Source organism: Pseudomonas sp. R1-15 (assembly GCF_051132085.1).
Taxonomy (GTDB): Bacteria; Pseudomonadota; Gammaproteobacteria; order Pseudomonadales; family Pseudomonadaceae; genus Aquipseudomonas.
The window spans coordinates 5,673,925-5,689,186 of sequence record NZ_CP071660.1 but is presented as its reverse complement, the minus strand read 5'-3'; the positions used below and the strand labels follow the sequence as shown (position 1 = coordinate 5,689,186).

At 63.0% G+C, this 15,262-nt stretch carries 19 protein-coding genes; 3 read left to right on the top strand and 16 right to left on the bottom strand.

The window, feature by feature from the left end; all coding sequences use genetic code 11:
- Positions 1–2 precede the first annotated feature (2 nt).
- A complete protein-coding gene (trmB, locus tag J3P97_RS25720; protein ID WP_434673033.1) occupies positions 3–728 on the top strand; it encodes a tRNA (guanosine(46)-N7)-methyltransferase TrmB in 726 nt (241 codons plus the stop codon).
- 122 nt (positions 729–850) lie between these two features.
- Here trmB and J3P97_RS25715 read toward each other — a convergent pair whose 3' ends face one another.
- The 9 genes from J3P97_RS25715 to J3P97_RS25675 all read right to left on the bottom strand — a co-directional run bounded on the left by J3P97_RS25715 (position 851) and on the right by J3P97_RS25675 (position 7,606).
- Entirely contained in the window at positions 851–1,174 is a 324-nt protein-coding gene (locus J3P97_RS25715) for a DUF3392 domain-containing protein (protein WP_014340681.1), read from the bottom strand.
- Between the two features lie 18 nt (positions 1,175–1,192).
- Complete coding sequence (gene hemW, locus J3P97_RS25710) at positions 1,193–2,392, bottom strand: radical SAM family heme chaperone HemW (RefSeq protein WP_434673032.1); 1,200 nt, start codon at positions 2,390–2,392, stop codon at positions 1,193–1,195.
- On the bottom strand, positions 2,389–2,985 hold the full coding sequence (rdgB, locus tag J3P97_RS25705; protein WP_186612071.1) for an RdgB/HAM1 family non-canonical purine NTP pyrophosphatase: 597 nt from the start codon (positions 2,983–2,985) through the stop codon (positions 2,389–2,391). The genes hemW and rdgB overlap by 4 nt, the downstream gene beginning before the upstream one ends.
- The gene (locus tag J3P97_RS25700) at positions 2,982–3,416 is read right to left on the bottom strand and encodes a DUF4426 domain-containing protein (protein WP_434673031.1); all 435 of its coding nucleotides are present in this window, start codon (positions 3,414–3,416) and stop codon (positions 2,982–2,984) included. The genes rdgB and J3P97_RS25700 overlap by 4 nt, the downstream gene beginning before the upstream one ends.
- A 26-nt stretch (positions 3,417–3,442) precedes the next feature.
- Positions 3,443–4,063, bottom strand: coding sequence for a methionine biosynthesis protein MetW (metW, locus tag J3P97_RS25695; protein WP_434602118.1), 621 nt, complete (start codon positions 4,061–4,063; stop codon positions 3,443–3,445).
- A gap of 7 nt (positions 4,064–4,070) precedes the next feature.
- On the bottom strand, positions 4,071–5,210 hold the full coding sequence (gene metX / locus J3P97_RS25690) for a homoserine O-succinyltransferase MetX (protein WP_434673030.1): 1,140 nt from the start codon (positions 5,208–5,210) through the stop codon (positions 4,071–4,073).
- A gap of 255 nt (positions 5,211–5,465) precedes the next feature.
- A complete protein-coding gene (locus tag J3P97_RS25685) occupies positions 5,466–6,056 on the bottom strand; it encodes a YggT family protein (RefSeq protein WP_434571181.1) in 591 nt (196 codons plus the stop codon).
- A 10-nt stretch (positions 6,057–6,066) separates the two neighbouring features.
- A complete protein-coding gene (proC, locus tag J3P97_RS25680) occupies positions 6,067–6,885 on the bottom strand; it encodes a pyrroline-5-carboxylate reductase (RefSeq protein ID WP_434673029.1) in 819 nt (272 codons plus the stop codon).
- Between the two features lie 28 nt (positions 6,886–6,913).
- Complete coding sequence (locus tag J3P97_RS25675) at positions 6,914–7,606, bottom strand: YggS family pyridoxal phosphate-dependent enzyme (protein WP_434673028.1); 693 nt, start codon at positions 7,604–7,606, stop codon at positions 6,914–6,916.
- 55 nt (positions 7,607–7,661) lie between these two features.
- Between J3P97_RS25675 and J3P97_RS25670 the strand changes: the two genes are divergently transcribed.
- Complete coding sequence (locus J3P97_RS25670) at positions 7,662–8,696, top strand: type IV pilus twitching motility protein PilT (protein WP_434571187.1); 1,035 nt, start codon at positions 7,662–7,664, stop codon at positions 8,694–8,696.
- 151 nt (positions 8,697–8,847) lie between these two features.
- On the opposite strand, the gene J3P97_RS25665 is transcribed toward J3P97_RS25670, so the two are convergent.
- Entirely contained in the window at positions 8,848–9,459 is a 612-nt protein-coding gene (locus tag J3P97_RS25665; protein ID WP_434571189.1) for a C40 family peptidase, read from the bottom strand.
- 249 nt (positions 9,460–9,708) lie between these two features.
- On the opposite strand from J3P97_RS25665, the gene J3P97_RS25660 reads away from it, so the two are divergent.
- Positions 9,709–10,137, top strand: coding sequence for an NINE protein (locus J3P97_RS25660; protein ID WP_434602115.1), 429 nt, complete (start codon positions 9,709–9,711; stop codon positions 10,135–10,137).
- A 123-nt stretch (positions 10,138–10,260) separates the two neighbouring features.
- Here J3P97_RS25660 and J3P97_RS25655 read toward each other — a convergent pair whose 3' ends face one another.
- The 6 genes from J3P97_RS25655 to J3P97_RS25630 all read right to left on the bottom strand — a co-directional run bounded on the left by J3P97_RS25655 (position 10,261) and on the right by J3P97_RS25630 (position 15,239).
- Positions 10,261–11,532, bottom strand: a complete 1,272-nt coding sequence (locus J3P97_RS25655; protein WP_434673027.1) for a dihydroorotase — start codon at positions 11,530–11,532, stop codon at positions 10,261–10,263.
- Positions 11,529–12,533, bottom strand: coding sequence for an aspartate carbamoyltransferase catalytic subunit (locus tag J3P97_RS25650; protein WP_003177495.1), 1,005 nt, complete (start codon positions 12,531–12,533; stop codon positions 11,529–11,531). The genes J3P97_RS25655 and J3P97_RS25650 overlap by 4 nt, the downstream gene beginning before the upstream one ends.
- Positions 12,534–12,557: 24 nt before the next feature.
- Entirely contained in the window at positions 12,558–13,064 is a 507-nt protein-coding gene (gene pyrR, locus J3P97_RS25645) for a bifunctional pyr operon transcriptional regulator/uracil phosphoribosyltransferase PyrR (protein ID WP_434673026.1), read from the bottom strand.
- Between the two features lie 81 nt (positions 13,065–13,145).
- Positions 13,146–13,583, bottom strand: a complete 438-nt coding sequence (gene ruvX, locus J3P97_RS25640) for a Holliday junction resolvase RuvX (protein ID WP_305498182.1) — start codon at positions 13,581–13,583, stop codon at positions 13,146–13,148.
- Positions 13,583–14,152, bottom strand: coding sequence for a YqgE/AlgH family protein (locus tag J3P97_RS25635; protein WP_305498183.1), 570 nt, complete (start codon positions 14,150–14,152; stop codon positions 13,583–13,585). The genes ruvX and J3P97_RS25635 overlap by 1 nt, the downstream gene beginning before the upstream one ends.
- A 190-nt stretch (positions 14,153–14,342) precedes the next feature.
- A complete protein-coding gene (locus tag J3P97_RS25630; RefSeq protein WP_434571196.1) occupies positions 14,343–15,239 on the bottom strand; it encodes a TonB family protein in 897 nt (298 codons plus the stop codon).
- Positions 15,240–15,262: the final 23 nt, after the last annotated feature.

Here is a 15,262-nt window from a genome sequence, read left to right as displayed (position 1 = left end):
TGATGACTGAATCGAACGACACGCCGGTCCTCCCGGAAGAAGGCGAAGAGCGCCAGCACCGCCGCATCAAGAGTTTCGTGATGCGCGCCGGGCGCATGACTGAAGGCCAGCAACGCGGCCTGGAGCAGGGTGCGCCGTTGTATGTCCTGCCGCTGGTCGACGCGCCGGTGGACTTCGACCAGGTGTTCGGCCGCTCGGCGCCACGCTCGCTGGAAATCGGCTTCGGCATGGGCCATTCGCTGCTGGAAATGGCCGCGGCCGCGCCGGACCAGGATTTCATCGGCGTGGAAGTGCACCGTCCGGGTGTCGGTGCGTTGCTCAACGGCGTACTGACTCAAGGGCTGACCAACCTGCGGGTCTACGATTGCGACGCCATCGAAGTGCTCAACCGCTGCGTGGCCGACAACAGTCTCGACCGGCTGATGCTGTTTTTCCCGGACCCGTGGCACAAGAGTCGCCACCACAAGCGCCGGATCGTCCAGGCATCGTTCGCTGAACTGGTGCGCAGCAAGTTGAAGGTCGGCGGTGTGCTGCACATGGCCACCGACTGGGAGCCGTACGCCGAATACATGCTGGAAGTGATGAACGTCGCGCCGGGCTACCGCAACCTGGCCGAAGATGGCCGCTACGTCCCGCGTCCGGCGGAACGGCCGATTACCAAGTTCGAACGCCGTGGCGAACGGCTCGGGCATGGGGTCTGGGATTTGAAGTTCGAGAAGTTGGCGTAAGCCAATAATGTGGGAGCGAGCTTGCTCGCGATGGCGGCCTGACAGTCAACATGGGTGTTGGATGTGAGGGCCTCATCGCGAGCAGGCTCGCTCCCACAGTTCGTTTTGCGGTGTATTGGAGTTCAGCGCCGATCCGCCACGACGCCGATCAGCACCAAAACCACCAGCAACACCGGCGCGAGGCTGTAGTTGTTGAACTGGCTCAAGCCCCGGACGATCCACGGCGTGGCGTAGATCAGCGCGGCGCCGCTGCCGATCATGCACAGCAGGGCGATCAGCGGGACGCGCAAGGCGCCGGCGATGCTGCCCAGGCGTTGTTCGACCCAGCCCTTGATGTCAGCGCCAAACAACACCAGCAGGCAGCCTACCAGTGCCAGGGAGATTTCCGACAGGTTGCTGCGGCTCCAGCGGGACACGGTGGCGAGCAGGTCGAGTACCAGATCCATTCGATTTCCTTGTTTTGATCAGCTCAGAAATTTTTGCAGCAGGTCGTTGAGAAACAGCTGTCCGCGCTCGGTCGCCGCCAGACGTGACGGTTCGACCTGTAACAACCCGCTTTGTTCGGCTTCGCGCCGGCCTTCGGCCAGGCTTTCCAGGGTCAGCCCGGTGCGCTGCGGATACAGCCGCGACGGCACGCCTTCGGTGAGGCGCAGCGCGTTCATCAGGAACTCGAAAGGCAGCTCTTCGTTGGCGAGGCTCTTTTCCCCGGCCAGGAAGCGCTTGGCCGGGTTGAGATAATCCTTCGGCAAGCGGGTCTTCCAGGTGCGTACGATGCGCCCGTCCGGATGGCTGAGCTTGCCGTGGGCGCCGGCACCGATACCGATGAAGTCGCCGAAGCTCCAATAGTTGAGATTATGTCGCGCCGCCCGTCCGTGCTGGGCATAGGCCGAGACTTCGTACTGGGCGTAGCCATGCTCGGCAAGCAGCGCTTGCCCGGCTTCCTGGATGTCCCACAGCGTATCGTCTTCCGGCAAGGTCGGCGGCTGGTTCCAGAACACCGTGTTCGGCTCCAGCGTCAGTTGGTACCAGGACAGGTGGGTTGGCTTCAAGGCGATGGCCTGGCGCAGGTCGCTCAAAGCGTCGTCGAGAGACTGGTCGGGCAGGCCATGCATCAGGTCCAGGTTGAAGTTGTCGAAGCCGGCCTGGCGAGCCATATCGGCGGCGCGCACCGCCTCGTCACCGTTATGGATCCGCCCCAGGGCCTCAAGCTTGGCCTGTTGGAAACTCTGGATACCGATGGACAGGCGATTGATGCCCAACGCCCGGTAGGCGATGAATTTTTCCTGCTCGAACGTGCCGGGGTTGGCTTCCAGGGTGATTTCAATGTCGTGGGCGAACGCTATCCGCGCCTCGACGCCCTTGAGCAATCGGCCCAGGGCCCGGGCGCTGAACAAGCTCGGGGTACCGCCACCAAAAAAGATCGAGCTCAACGGCCGACCATGAACTGCGTGCAGATCCTGGTCGAGGTCGGCCAGCAGAGCGTCGACATACTCCTCTTCCGGCAACTGCGGGCTGGCGGTGTGGGAGTTGAAATCGCAATACGGGCATTTGCGCACGCACCACGGGATGTGGATATACAGCGCCAGGGGCGGCAGCTCCGGTAGCGGCGCCCGGGGCGTTTGTACACCGCCATGAATCAGCGGTGCGGGAGCGTCGTCGATCATTGCAGGCCCAGGCGTTGACGCAGCAGGGCCATGGCGCGGGCGCGGTGGCTCAATTGATTTTTCTCCACCGGCCCCAGCTCGGCGCTGGAACAGTTGCGCTCGGGTACCCAGAACAATGGGTCATAGCCAAAGCCGTGCTCGCCGCTGGCCTCGGTAAGGATGCGCCCATGCCACAAGCCTTCGCAGAGGATCGGCAACGGGTCGTCGGCGTGGCGCACCAGGGCCAGCACACAGACGAACTGCGCGCCGCGTTCGGCCTCGGGCACATCCTTGAGGGCTTCAAGCAGCTTGGCGTTGTTTGCCGCATCACCTTTGCCATCGGCGTAACGGGCCGAGTAGATGCCCGGCGCGCCGCCGAGGAAATCAACCGCCAGACCGGAGTCATCGGCCAGCGCCGGCAGCCCGGAAATGCGCGCGGCATTGCGGGCCTTGAGGATGGCATTCTCGACGAACGACAGGCCGGTTTCTTCCGGCTCGACCTGGCTGAATTCCCCGATCGAGCGCAGTTGCACCGATCCGCCGAGCATGGCCTGGAGTTCCTTGAGTTTGCCGGCGTTGTGGCTGGCCAGCACGAGTTGGGTGAGGTTCATCATTGGCCCGGGAACAGTTCCTGGTTGAAGTTGATGGTGTTGATCTTGTCGCCGGTCTGCACCTTGATCTCGAAAGTCCGGGTTTCCTGCTGGTCCACCGGATACTGGGCAATGTAATAAATCGCGCCTGGTTCAGTGACCTGGCGGAAGGTGAGGGTGACTGTCTTGCTGGTCAGGTCCTTCACCGTGCCGCTGACCTGGGCGATCAGTGGCTTGCCACCCTTGAGCACCGAGACATTGATCACGCCCTTGTTCTTGCTGCGGATCAGCTCGGCGGCCTTGGCGATGTCGGGTGTCAGGAAGGTGGAATTGAACGTGTTGTAGTGCACGGTCACGTCACCGAACACTTCCTTGCGCTCGGCCTTGATGACGTCGGCAGCCATGGCGCCCACGCTCAGGCAGGTGGTGATTAAGAACAACGCTAGACGCTTCATGTCGTGCTCCTGAAAAAGGCCGGTGCTCACACCGCGACCTTGTGGTCGGCGAGGCCCGGGCTGCTGACCCGATAGATGCCTATTTCACCTAACAGATTAGGCCATAGCTTGCTGGCCCACCCGTGGCGGTGCTGCTGGTCCACCGCCAGGCGATCGATGACCTTGGCCTTGCGTTCGCGGCACAGTTCTTCGAAATCCTCGAAGGTGCAGAAATGGATGTTCGGCGTGTTGTACCAGGTGTACGGCAGGAATTCCGAGACCGGCATCCGCCCCTTGCTCGCCAGGTACCAGCGGCAGCGCCAATGGCCGAAATTGGGGAAGGTGATGATGCACTGGCGGCCGACACGGAGCATTTCGTCGAGAATCCTGTCCGGATAATGCACGGCTTGCAGGGCCTGGGTCATGACCACGATGTCGAAGCTGTTGCTGGCGAAGTTGCCCAGGCCCTTGTCCAGGTCCTGCTCGATGACATTGATGCCCTTGGCCACGCATTCGGCGATGTTGTCCGGGTCGTTTTCCAGGCCGTAGCCGGTGACTTGCTTGTTGTCGCGCAGCCAGGTCAGCAGTTCGCCGTTGCCGCAGCCCAGGTCGAGCACGCGGCTGCCGGCGGGGATCCATTCCTGGATGATGTCCAGATCGGCTCTCATGGCGTCCTCACAGCGTAATACGGTTCATGTAGTTGCCGAACGCCTGCAGGTAGCGCGGGATCGGAATCAGAAAGGCGTCGTGGCCCTGGGGCGCGTCGATTTCCAGGTAGCAGACGTCCTTGCGCGCGGCCATCAGCGCATCCACCAGTTCCCGGGAGCGGGCCGGGGAGAAACGCCAGTCAGTGGTGAACGACATCACGCAGAAACTGGCGGTGGCGTTGGCGAAGGTTTTCGCCAGGTTATCGTCGAAGTTCGCCGCCGGATCGAAGTAGTCCAGCGCCTTGGTCATCAGCAGGTAGGTGTTGGCGTCGAAGCGCCCGGAGAACTCCTCGCCCTGGTAGCGCAGGTAGCTTTCCACCTGGAACTCGACGCTGTGGAAATCGTAGTTGAGCTTCTCGCTCTTGAGCCCACGGCCGAATTTTTCGCCCATGGAATCGTCGGACAGGTAGGTGATGTGTCCGACCATCCGCGCCAGCATCAGCCCGCGCTTGGGAATCACGCCGTGCTCCTGGAACGAACCGCCGTGGAACTCCGGGTCGGTGAGGATGGCCTGGCGCGCCACTTCATTGAACGCGATGTTCTGGGCCGACAGCTTGGGCGCCGAGGCGATCGCCAGGCAGTGGCGTACGCGGTCCGGGTAGGTAATGGTCCATTGCAGCGCCTGCATGCCGCCGAGGCTGCCGCCGATCACCGCCGCCCATTGTGCGATACCGAGGCGGTCGGCCAGGCGTGCCTGGCTGTGGACCCAATCTTCCACGGTCAGCACCGGGAAATCGGCGCCGAACGGCTTACCGGTGTCCGGGTTGATGCTGCTGGGACCGGTGGAGCCGTTGCAACCACCGAGGTTGTTCAGGCTGACCACGAAGAACCGGTTGGTGTCGATGGGCTTGCCGGGGCCGATGCAACTGTCCCACCAGCCTGGTTTGCGGTCGTCGACGCTGTGGTAGCCGGCGGCGTGGTGGTGCCCCGACAGGGCGTGGCAGATCAGCACGGCATTGCTCGCCGTGGCATTGAGGGTGCCATAGGTTTCGTAGATCAGGTCATAGGCTGGCAACGAACGACCGCAGGCCAGGGCCAGGGGCTCGCTGAAATGCGCCATTTGCGGCGTCACCAGACCAACGGAATCGGGGGGAAAGGCAGCTGGCATCGACCCTGCTCTCGTTGAAATGAGGCGTAAGTCTAAAGACCGCTGGGGTTAGCGGCAAGCAAAGGGTGGGGTAGATTACCGCCGATTAATCCCGTGGCGAAGGCGCTTGCTCTCGCTGGGCCGGGCTGGCGCTCCAGCGCGAAGCGGCCCTGAAACCTGCTGCCCGGGACTGTCTGGCAGACGGTGGCGCCTGGTTTGGGGCTGCTTCACGCAGCCCAGCGGGAGCAAGCTCCCTCGCCACGGATACGGTGCCAGTCAGATCAACACCCGCAAGATCTCCGGCATCATGGTCATTGCCGCCAGGTTGTTGATTACCAGCATGTCGATCAGCTTGATCACCATGAATGCCAGTATCGGCGAGATATCCAGGCCGCCGAGGTTCGGCACGATGCGGCGGAACGGCGCCAGGGCCGGCTCGCAGATCTGGTTCACCAGCTCGGCGCCCGGGTTGTGGCTGCCCGGCGCGACCCAGGACAGGATCACACTGATGATCATGGCAAAGAAGAAGATGTTCAAAAACAGCGCGGCGACGCCAATGAGCGACCAGATCAGCAGTTGCAGCGGGTTGCCGGTGGTGCCGTAGGTCAGCAGCAGAGTCAGGGCCATCAGCGCCAGTTGCACGAGGATCGCCAGCACCAGCGACGACATGTCCAGGCCGAACAGGCTCGGGATGATCCGGCGCAGGGGCTTGAGCAGCGGTTGGGTCGCCTTGACGACGAACTGGCACAGCGGGTTGTAGAAGTTGGCGCGCACCAGTTGCAGCACGAAGCGCATCAGCACGATCAGCAGGTACAGGCTGCCGAGGGTTTGCAGGACGTAGACCGCTGCAGTGTTCAATCCAATCATGAATGGCTCCTTATTGGCCCAGTTGTTCGGCCATTTCGGCCGAGCGGTGCGCGGCGGCGCCGAGTGCTTTTTCCACCAGGGCTTCGAAGCCCCCGGCCTGGAAAGATTTGATGGCCGCTTCGGTGGTGCCGGCCGGCGAGGTCACGCGGCGACGCAATTCCGCTGCATCGACATCGCTGGACACCGCCATGTGAGCGGCGCCGAGAGCAGTCTGCAAGGTCAGTTGGACAGCGATCTCGCGGCTCAGGCCGAGTTTTTCTCCGGCGGCGGTCATGGCTTCGATCAGCAGGAAAAAATACGCCGGGCCCGAGCCGGAGACAGCGGTGACCGCGTCCAGTTGCTGCTCGGTGTCCAGCCACAGCGCCAGGCCCACGGCTGACAGCAGCTGTTCAGCCTGCTGGCGTTGCTCGGCGCTCACCTGTGCGGTGGCGAACAGGCCGCTGACGCCCTGGCGCAGCAGTGCCGGGGTGTTGGGCATGCAGCGCACGATCGGCTGGGCGCCGAGCCAGTTATTCATGCTGGCGCAGGTAATGCCGGCGGCGATCGACACCACCAATTGATGAGGCTTGAGATGCGGGCGAAGTGCCTCGCACACGGACTTCATTGCTTGCGGCTTGACGGCCAGCACGATGACGTCCACACCCTCGATGGCCTGGGCGTTGTCGGCGAAGGTTTCGACGCCGTGCTCGGCGCTCACCCGCTTGCGGGTCTCTTCACCCGGATCGCTGGCGCGGATCATGGATGCGTCCAGGCCCTTGGCCCGCAGGCCGCCGATCAGGCTGGCGGCCATGTTGCCGGCGCCGATGAAGGCAATACGCGTGTTACTCATGACAGGTCCTTATAAAGAGATAAGTGAGTCAGCTGGGCGCTTGGCCGTAGTCACGCGCCCCAAACAGCGCTGTGCCGATGCGCACCCAGGTGGCGCCTTGGGCAATGGCGGATTCAAGGTCATGGCTCATGCCCATGGACAACGTGTCCAGCGGCAGGCCCAGGCTGGCTTGCAGCTGTTGAACGGTTGCGAAGGCCGCGTCCTGTTCGGCGCGATCGTCGGTCGGTTCGGGAATCGCCATCAACCCACGCAACTTGAGATGAGGCAGCGTGCTGATGGCATTGGCGAGGGCGGGCAGGTCCGCTGGCGTGCAGCCGGACTTGCTGGCTTCACCGCTGACGTTGACCTGGATGCAGATGTTCAGCGGCGGCCGGTCGGCCGGGCGCTGCTCGGACAGGCGTTGGGCAATTTTCAGGCGATCCACGGAGTGCACCCAGTCGAAATGTTCGGCGATAGCGCGCGTCTTGTTCGATTGAATGGGGCCGATGAAGTGCCAGATCAAGGGCAGGTCGGTCAGTTCGGCCTGCTTGCCCAGCGCTTCCTGCAGGTAGTTCTCGCCGAAGTCCCGCAGGCCTGCGGCGTGGGCTTCGCGCAGGGCCTGGGCCGGCTTGGTCTTGCTCACCGCCAGCAGCTGGACGCTGTGTCCTGGGCGCTGGGCGGCCTGCTCCGCGGCATGGATGCGCGATCTAACCTGAGCAATGTTGTCTGCTATGGTGGTCATAAAGAGAGGCCAGCGGTCTGAGGTTCGCGGCATTCTACTGGAATTGAGGAGCGCTATGGATATCACTGAATTGCTGGCGTTCAGCGCCAAACAGGGGGCGTCGGACCTGCACCTGTCTGCCGGGCTGCCGCCGATGATCCGCGTGGACGGCGATGTAAGGCGGATCAACCTGCCGGCGCTGGACCACAAGCAGGTTCATGAACTGATCTACGACATCATGAACGACCGCCAACGAGTGGATTACGAGAAGTTTCTGGAAACCGATTTTTCCTTCGATGTACCCGGCGTGGCGCGATTTCGGGTCAATGCCTTCAACCAGAATCGGGGCGCGGGGGCAGTGTTCCGGACTATTCCCTCAAAAGTCCTGACCATGGAAGACCTGGGGATGGGCGAGGTGTTTCGCAAGATCACCGAGGTTCCTCGCGGGCTGGTGCTGGTAACCGGGCCGACCGGCTCGGGCAAGTCCACCACCCTGGCGGCCATGATCGACTATCTGAACAGCCACAAGCACCATCACATCCTCACCATCGAAGACCCCATCGAATTCGTGCATGAACCGCGCAAGTGTCTGATCAACCAGCGTGAGGTGCATCGCGATACCCAGGGTTTCTCCACGGCGCTGCGTTCGGCCCTGCGGGAAGACCCGGACGTGATCCTGGTGGGGGAGATGCGCGACCTGGAGACGATTCGCCTGGCGCTGACCGCCGCCGAAACCGGGCACCTGGTGTTCGGCACGCTGCATACCACGTCGGCGGCCAAGACCATTGACCGGGTAGTGGACGTGTTTCCTGGCGACGAGAAGTCGATGGTCCGCTCGATGCTGTCGGAGTCGCTTCAGGCGGTGATTTCCCAGACGCTGGTCAAGAAGATTGGCGGCGGCCGCATCGCGGCGCACGAGATCATGCTGGGCACTTCGGCGATCCGCAACCTGATCCGCGAAGACAAGATCGCCCAGATGTATTCATCGATCCAGACCGGCGGCTCGCTGGGGATGCAGACGCTGGACATGTGCCTGAAGGATCTGGTGAGCAAGGGCCTGATCAGCCGCGAGCACGCGCGAGAGCGGGCGCGTACGCCGGATAATTTCTAAACAGGAATGTGCCGCTTCTGTGGCGAGGGAGCTTGCTCCCGCTGGGCCGCGAAGCGGACCCAAAATGATTGGACCCACACAAATCATCGGTCTGTTTGGGGCGGCTGCGCCACCCAGCGGGAGCAAGCTCCCTCGCCACAAAGGTCGGTAATCAGCGCTGAACGACCCGCATCGCCCCCGGCTCTTTCGGCAGCACGCGCTTGGCAACCACGTAATGGGTGTCCCAGTACGGCTTGTTCAGGGTGTCGATGGTCACCGACTTGCCTCGGCGCGGGGCGTGGATGAAGCGGTCGTTGCCCAGGTAGATGGCCACGTGGTTGACCCGACGGCTCTTGAGCTTGAAGAAAATCAGGTCGCCGGGCTTGAGGTCCTTGCGCTCGACTTTCTCGCCATGGCCGGCAGCCATCGCATTGGAGGTACGCGGCAGGTCGAACGTGGCGTCATTGAACGCATATTTCACCAGACCACTGCAATCGAAACCTTTACTTGGGCTGCTGCCGCCCCAACGGTAAGGTGTGCCCAGTACATTCACGGCGCGGCTCAGCACATTGCTGGTGGTCTTGGTCGCCATGGGTGGCACCAGCCGGCTGTGAGCGTTACTCACACGCTGGACGCTTTGCCTGTTTTTGCTCGTTGGAGCAGAAACGTGGGATTTGGGCGTATAGCCGTTGATGTTCGGAAGACGTTGCTCACGGTTGGTGGCGTGGGCGGCCAGTGGCAATAATAGGCAAATGGTCAGCCATGTCTTGAAAAATGGACGCATTAGGCAGGGCTCATAAAGGTTAGCGCGCAACTTTATAACAGCTTTTTTCGCCTTTCCGAGGCCGTTTGTCGATCCGGAACCCAGCGTGAACGCCGCATAATTGCGACAATTTGACCCGATTGTCCGACAAGGTCCCCGTAATCCGGGCGTTTCCCCGACGCGAGTCGCTCATGACCGCTTGTCGGCGAGACATGTAAAAGTCACAAAAGATCCGAACAAATTTTTCTATCGAGGCAAAAGAGGCCATTCATGAACAGCTATCAGCAGGGCGCAATCCGCGATACCCACAGCAAAGTCATCGGGTATCTGCTGTGGATTCTCGGTTTTACCGGCGCCCACCGTTTCTATTACGGCAAGCCGGTCACCGGCACGATCTGGTTCTTCACCTTCGGGCTGCTGGGCATCGGTTGGTTGATCGACCTGTTCCTGATCCCGGCCATGGACCGCGAAGCCGACCTGCGCTTCACCCCGGGGCCGATCGAGTACAGCGTGGCGTGGATTCTGCTGACGTTTCTCGGCGTGTTGGGCGTGCACCGCATGTACCAAGGGAAGTGGCTCAGCGGGATTATCTACCTGCTGACTGGCGGGGTGTTTTTCCTTGGGGTGCTGTATGACTTCTGGACGCTGAACGATCAGGTCTCGATTCGTAATGCGCAGAAGCGTGGGGCTTTCCATTAAGACCGAGTCGCCTGCATCGCGAGCAAGCTCGCTCCCACATTGGCTCGGAGGTGTTCACATATCCTGTGTTCACCGAAGATCCCCTGTGAGAGCGAGCTTGCTCGCGATAGGCGCGACGCGGTATCAGGCCTGGTGGGTAATCCGCCCATCCATCAAGGTGTAGCGCACCACGCCCGGCAGGCTGTGGCCGAGGAATGGGCAATTGTCGCCCTTGGAACGCCAGGCTTCGCCGGCTACGGTGGAGGCGGCCGGGTCGAACAGCACCAGGTCCGCCGGCGCGCCCACCGCCAGTTTCCCGGCTGGCAGCTGCAGCGCCTGGGCCGGGCCGGCGCTCAGGCGTGCGAGCAGAGTCGGCAGGTCCAGCAAACCGTCCTCCACCAGCGTCATGGCCAGCGGCAACAGCAGTTCGACGCTGCTGATGCCCGGCTCGGTGGCGCCGAACGGTGCCAGCTTGGCATCGCGCTCGTGGGGTTGGTGATGGCTGGAAATGGCCGAGATCACCCCGGACTTCACCGCCTCGCGCAAGCCCTCGCGGTCGGCGCGGGTGCGCAGCGGCGGCTGGACGTGATAGACGCTGTTGAAATCGATCAGTGCTTCGTCGGTCAGGATCAGCTGATACAGCGCCACATCGGCGGTCACCGGCAAGCCTCGGGCCTGGGCCTGGGCGATCAGCGCGGCGCCACGGGCACTGGTCAGCTGGCTGAAGTGCGCGCGGACGCCGCTCTGCTCGACTAACAGCAGGTCCCGAGCCAGGGCTACGGTCTCGGCGGTTTCCGGGATGCCCGGCAAGCCGAGGAAACTGGCGGTCGGGCCTTCATGGGCCAGGCCACCTTCGGCCAGGTCATGGTCCTGGGAGTTGAAGATCACCGTCAGGCCGAAAGTCGCCGCGTATTCGAGGGCGCGGCACAGGGTCCGGGTATTGCGGAAGCTGTTGAGGCCGTTGCCGAACGCCACGCAACCGGCATCACGCAGGGCGATGAGTTCGGCCAGTTGTTCGCCTTCCAGGCCTTTGCTCAGTGCGCCAATCGGGAAGACCTTGGTGTTGCCGGCCTCGCGGGCGCGGTCGAGGATCAGTTCGGCCACGGCCGAGGTGTCCAGCACCGGCTTGGTTTGCGGCGGGCAGCACAGGCTGGTCACGCCACCAGCGGCGGCGGCGTGGGTTTCGCTGACGATGCTGCCTTTGCGGCTGTAGCCCGGCTCGCGCAGGGCAACGTTCAGGTCCACCAGGCCGGGCGCGGCCACCAGGCCTTGGGCGTCGAGGACCTCGGCCGCCACGAAGCCTGTCGGTGCGGCGCCGAGGGCGACGATCTTGCAGGCATCGATATGGATGTCAGTCACTTGATCCAGGCCGCTGGCCGGATCAATCACGCGTGCGCCGAGAATGCTGAGCTTCACTGGGCGTTCTCCTGGTCGAATTGGCGCTGGGCCGTTTGCCCGCTCATGGCCATGGACAGCACGGCCATGCGGATGGCGATGCCGTAGGTCACCTGGTTGAGGATCACCGAGTGCGGCCCGTCGGCCACCGCCGACTCGATCTCCACGCCGCGATTGATCGGCCCCGGGTGCATGACGATGGCGTCCGGCTTGGCGCCGGCCAGGCGCGCGGTGGTCAGGCCGAACAGGCGGTAGAACTCGCCTTCGCTGGGCAACAGGCCGCCAGTCATGCGCTCGCGTTGCAGGCGCAGCATGATCACCACGTCCACATCCTTCAGGCCTTCGGTCATGTCGGTGTAGACCTTCACGCCGTATTGCTCGACGCCGATGGGCAGCAGGGTTTTCGGCGCGATCACGCGGATGTCCGGACAGCCGAGGGTCTTGAGCGCGAGCATGTTCGAGCGGGCTACCCGCGAGTGCAGGATGTCGCCGACGATGGCCACCGACAGGTTCTCGAAGCTGCCCTTGTGCCGACGGATGGTCAGCATGTCCAGCATGCCCTGGGTCGGATGAGCGTGACGGCCGTCGCCACCGTTGATGATCGCCACTTGCGGGCACACGTGCTCGGCAATGAAATGCGCCGCGCCGGAGTCGCCGTGGCGCACGACGAACATGTCGGCGGCCATGGCTTCGAGGTTGCGCAGCGTGTCGAGCAGGGTTTCGCCCTTGCTCGCCGAGGATGTCGACACGTTCAGGGTGATCACGTCCGCCGACAGCCGCTGGGCCGCCAGTTCGAAGGTGGTGCGGGTGCGGGTGGAGTTTTCGAAGAACACGTTGCACACGGTCTTGCCGCGCAGCAACGGGACTTTTTTCACCGCCCGGGCGCCGACTTCGAGGAACGAGTCGGCGGTGTCGAGGATTTCTGTCAGCAGCTCGCGGCGCAGGCCGTCGAGGGACAGGAAGTGCCGCAGCTGGCCCTGATCGTTGAGCTGCAGCGGGCGCTTGGTTTCGAGAGGCGTCATCGCGATGGACTCTGGCAAGGGCAGTTAAAGGGCGAGGTCTTGCAGTTCGAGTTGCAGCGGCGCCGGGCCGGAAAGCTTGACCCGTTCATGGGCCGCCAGCGAAAGCGTCGCGCCGACCACGTTAGGGCGGATCGGCAGTTCGGCGGCGTCCAGGTCGAGCAGGCAGACGAGCGTAACGCTGGCCGGGCGACCGTAGTCGAACAACTCATTCATGGCAGCGCGGATGGTCCGCCCGCTCATCAGCACGTCGTCGATCAGCACCAGGTGCTGGCCTTCGATCTCGAACGGCAGCGCCGAAGGGCGCACTTGCGGGTGCAGGCCGTTCTGGCTGAAGTCGTCGCGGTAGAAGGACACGTCCAGGGTGCCCAGCGGCGAGTCGCTGCCCAGTTCATCGAGCAAGGCCTGGGCAACCCAGACGCCGCCGGTGCGAATGCCGATGTAGCGCGGTTCGCTGATGCCACGTTGTTCCAGGTGCGTCGTGAGACGGATCGCCATCTGGCTGATCAGTTCGGCAGGATTGGGCAGGCTCATGCTGGCTCCTTCAGGTTTGCGGGTCGGTGCTCATGACTCGGCTTGTCGTAGAAGAAAGCGCCTTGGCGGCGCTTTCAAAAATCAGGTTTCGAACAGGGCGGCGTTGGCATCAAGCCAGCCTTGCAGGAGCAGGGCGGCGGCGATGGCGTCCACCGGGTTGTCGCGGTAACTGCCTTTCTGCCCGCCGCGCATCAGGCGCTCGCCCTTGGCCTCGAAGGTGGTCAGGCGTTCGTCATGGGTATAGAAGGGCAGATTGAAGCGGCCATTGAGCCGGCGAGCGAATTTTTCCGCGCGCAGGCACATGTCGCTGGGCGTGCCGTCCATGTTCAATGGCAGGCCGACCACCACGGCGTCGGGTTTCCATTCCTTGATCAGCGCTTCGACCTGGTTCCAGTCCGGAACGCCGTTCTGCGCTTTTAATGTGCACAGCTCGCGGGCCTGGCCGGTAATGACCTGGCCGACCGCGACGCCGATCTGTTTGGTGCCGTAATCAAAGCCCAGCAGCAGGCGCAGGGCCATCAGGCGTGGCCCGCCTGGCTGGTAAGCAGGCCCAGGTTCACACCCAATCGGCTGGCCGCCGCTTCCAGGCGCAACTCGCTGCTGGTGTTGAACAGGATGTCGGCATCGAACGGGCACGTCAGCCAGGCGTTGTCGGCCAGCTCGGCTTCCAGCTGCCCGGGTTCCCAACCGGCATAGCCCAGGGCGATCAGGCTTTTTTCCGGGCCGACGCCGTCGGCGATGGCAAACAGCACGTCCTGGGAAGTGGACAGCGACACGCCGTTCAGATCAACGGTGGCCTGGAATTTGGGACCCGACGGATGGAGCACGAAGCCGCGATCGGTTTGCACCGGGCCGCCGATGAAAATCGGTACGTGCTGACACAGGAGTGGCGGCTCGACCTCGGGACGCAGTTGCTCAAGGATATCCGCCAGGTTCAGCTCCTGCGGGCGGTTTACCACCAATCCCATGGCCCCATTGGCCGTGTGCTCGACGATGTAGGTCAAGGTATGGGCAAAGTTCGGATCGGCCATGTGCGGCATGGCAATCAGGAAGTGATGCTTGAGGTACGTGGGGCTGACGTTTTTCATAGGCGCTAGTGTGGCGGCGCATGGCCGAACTGACAAGCCGGGGATGTGCTGCAAATGGTCCGGCGCACGCAGATTCCCTTGTGGGAGCGAGCCTGCTCGCGATGCGGTGTACCAGCCGCCATCCATGCCGAGAGACCAATGGCTTTCGCGAGCAGGCTCGCTCCCACAGGGTATTGTTACTGCCTGAAGATCAGTTACTGGACAGCCGATCACCCCGGGCAAATTTCCAGGTGCGGATGATTTCCAGGCGGTCGATGTCCGACAGGTCCCCAGTGAACGGCGCGAACGGCGCGGCCAGGCGCACGATCCGTTGGGCGGCCTGGTCCAGCAGCGGCTGGCCGGAGGACTCAAGCACCAGCACTTCATACAGCGAGCCGTCGCGGTTGATCGAAACCATCAGCCGCAAATTGCCGTAGATCTGTTTGCGCCGGGCTTCCTCGGGGTAGTTCAGGTTGCCGATACGCTCGACCTTCTTGCGCCATTCATCCTTGTACCAGGCACCCTTGTCGCGCATGGTCGACGCGGCGCTCAGGCGGTGGATGCGCGGGCGCTTGGCGTACAGCTGCTGTTCCTGGGCCAGTTCGGCCTCCAGGCTGGCGATGTCGCTGGACAGCTGGGAGCTGTCGAAGGTCGGTTCCGGCGCCTTGGGCTTGGGATCGGGCTTGACCTCTTCCTTGACCGGGGCCTTTTTCGGCTTCGGCGCGGTAGTGGTCACGGCGGCCTTGGGCGCGGTTTCCTGGACTTCCGGCTTGGCGGCCGGCGGTGGGGTGATCTTCTGGACCTTGTTGTCCTGGAACGGCGCGATTTCGGTCGTCTTGGGAATCGCTTTCTTTTCCAGGGTGCCGCTGCCCTGCTGGTTTTCCTGAGCAAGGAAATCGGCCTTCTGGGGCTTGGTTTCGCTCTTGAAGGTCGCCAGGGTGATCTCCAGGGTCTGGCTGATCTGCTTGGGTTCGACTGTGGCAAACCCGACGCCCAGCAGCACCGCCAGGTGGATCAGTGCCGCCAGGAACAGCGTAAAACCGAGGCGATCAGCCGGGCGCACGCCACGATGGGCGAGCTCTTGGGGCAGATCGGACGGGAGTGTCATGACAAAAAAACCAACATCGCGGG

What these genes read in the sequence shown, in the direction of transcription:
- proC (WP_434673029.1), bottom strand. Translation starts at nt 6,885, where the DNA reads ATGAGTAACACGCGTATTGCCTTCATCGGCGCCGGCAACATGGCCGCC.
- J3P97_RS25635 (WP_305498183.1), bottom strand. Translation starts at nt 14,152, where the DNA reads ATGAAAAACGTCAGCCCCACGTACCTCAAGCATCACTTCCTGATTGCC.
- rdgB (WP_186612071.1), bottom strand. Translation starts at nt 2,985, where the DNA reads ATGATGAACCTCACCCAACTCGTGCTGGCCAGCCACAACGCCGGCAAA.
- metX (WP_434673030.1), bottom strand. Translation starts at nt 5,210, where the DNA reads ATGCCAGCTGCCTTTCCCCCCGATTCCGTTGGTCTGGTGACGCCGCAA.
- pyrR (WP_434673026.1), bottom strand. Translation starts at nt 13,064, where the DNA reads ATGAGCCTGCCCAATCCTGCCGAACTGATCAGCCAGATGGCGATCCGT.
- J3P97_RS25700 (WP_434673031.1), bottom strand. Translation starts at nt 3,416, where the DNA reads ATGAAGCGTCTAGCGTTGTTCTTAATCACCACCTGCCTGAGCGTGGGC.
- J3P97_RS25685 (WP_434571181.1), bottom strand. Translation starts at nt 6,056, where the DNA reads ATGATTGGATTGAACACTGCAGCGGTCTACGTCCTGCAAACCCTCGGC.
- hemW (WP_434673032.1), bottom strand. Translation starts at nt 2,392, where the DNA reads ATGATCGACGACGCTCCCGCACCGCTGATTCATGGCGGTGTACAAACG.
- J3P97_RS25675 (WP_434673028.1), bottom strand. Translation starts at nt 7,606, where the DNA reads ATGACCACCATAGCAGACAACATTGCTCAGGTTAGATCGCGCATCCAT.
- J3P97_RS25630 (WP_434571196.1), bottom strand. Translation starts at nt 15,239, where the DNA reads ATGACACTCCCGTCCGATCTGCCCCAAGAGCTCGCCCATCGTGGCGTG.
- J3P97_RS25650 (WP_003177495.1), bottom strand. Translation starts at nt 12,533, where the DNA reads ATGACGCCTCTCGAAACCAAGCGCCCGCTGCAGCTCAACGATCAGGGC.
- J3P97_RS25665 (WP_434571189.1), bottom strand. Translation starts at nt 9,459, where the DNA reads ATGCGTCCATTTTTCAAGACATGGCTGACCATTTGCCTATTATTGCCA.
- metW (WP_434602118.1), bottom strand. Translation starts at nt 4,063, where the DNA reads ATGAGAGCCGATCTGGACATCATCCAGGAATGGATCCCCGCCGGCAGC.
- ruvX (WP_305498182.1), bottom strand. Translation starts at nt 13,583, where the DNA reads ATGGCCCTGCGCCTGCTGCTGGGCTTTGATTACGGCACCAAACAGATC.
- J3P97_RS25670 (WP_434571187.1), top strand. Translation starts at nt 7,662, where the DNA reads ATGGATATCACTGAATTGCTGGCGTTCAGCGCCAAACAGGGGGCGTCG.
- trmB (WP_434673033.1), top strand. Translation starts at nt 3, where the DNA reads ATGACTGAATCGAACGACACGCCGGTCCTCCCGGAAGAAGGCGAAGAG.
- J3P97_RS25715 (WP_014340681.1), bottom strand. Translation starts at nt 1,174, where the DNA reads ATGGATCTGGTACTCGACCTGCTCGCCACCGTGTCCCGCTGGAGCCGC.
- J3P97_RS25660 (WP_434602115.1), top strand. Translation starts at nt 9,709, where the DNA reads ATGAACAGCTATCAGCAGGGCGCAATCCGCGATACCCACAGCAAAGTC.